Below are 1,080 nucleotides of genomic sequence, written 5' to 3'. Positions count from 1 at the left end.
CCGGGCGGGGGGTGACAGATCCGGGTCGGACCGGGTAGGCAGGCTGCCATGACCCCCGACTCACGCCCCCAGGATCCGCTCCCCCTCGACGGTGTCACCGTCGTCGCCGTCGAACAGGCCGTCCCGGCCCCCTTCGCCACCGGCCAGCTCGCCGACCTCGGTGCCCGGGTGATCAAGGTCGAGCGCCCCGACGGCGGCGACTTCGCGCGTGCCTACGACACCGCCGCGAAGGGCCTGGCCTCGCACTTCGTGTGGGCCAACCGGGGCAAGGAGTCGCTGGCGCTCGACCTGAAGGACGCGCGTGGCCGGGAGGTCCTGCACGCGTTGCTCGCCGGCGCGGACGTCTTCGTCCAGAACCTCGCCCAGGGGGCCGCCGCCCGGCTCGGGCTGGACTCGGCCGCGCTGTGCGCCCGGTACCCGCGGCTGGTGGCCGTGGACGTCTCCGGCTACGGGGCCGAGGGACCCTACGCGCACAAGCGCGCCTACGACATGCTCGTGCAGTGCGAGGCGGGGCTGGTGTCGGTGACCGGAACCCCGGAGCGACCGGTCAAGGCGGGGATTCCGGCCGCGGACATCGCGGCGGCCATGTACGCGTTCTCGGGGGTGCTCGCCGCGCTCCTGCGCCGCGGGATCACGGGGCGCGGGGGCCGGGTGGAGGTGTCGATGCTGGACGCCCTCGCCGAGTGGATGGGGCACCCGCTGCACCACACGATGCACGGCGGGGAGCAGCCCGTGCGGACCGGTCTCGCCCACGCCGTGATCGCACCCTACGACGCCTACCCGACCGCGGAGGGGGACCGGGTGCTGCTGTCGGTCCAGAACGACCGCGAGTGGCGACGGTTGGCCGAACAGGTGCTGGAGAGGCCGGAGTTGGCGGACGATCCGGCGTTCGCGACGAACGCGGCCCGCACCCTGGGCCGGGAGCGGACCGACGCGGTGGTGGCCGGGGCGCTGGCCGCACTGGACGCGGACGAGGCGATCCGGAGGCTGGAGGCGGCGGGCATCGCCTGCGCGCGGCTGAACTCGGTGGCGCAGGTGGCGGCGCATCCGCAGTTGGCGGCGCGCGACCGCTGGCGGGAG

1 protein-coding gene is annotated in these 1,080 nt (G+C 75.0%); it reads left to right on the top strand.

All coding sequences use genetic code 11. From position 1 onward, the window contains the following. Positions 1 to 48 precede the first annotated feature (48 nt). A partial coding sequence (locus G3I71_RS44740; RefSeq protein WP_164324611.1) for a CaiB/BaiF CoA-transferase family protein occupies positions 49 to 1,080 on the top strand: 1,032 nt, incomplete at its 3' end.

This window comes from Streptomyces sp. SID12501 (assembly GCF_010550245.1).
In the GTDB taxonomy this organism is placed as follows: Bacteria; Actinomycetota; Actinomycetes; order Streptomycetales; family Streptomycetaceae; genus Streptomyces.
Note: the sequence above shows the minus strand (reverse complement) of the source record. Positions and strands in the feature narration are given on the sequence as shown.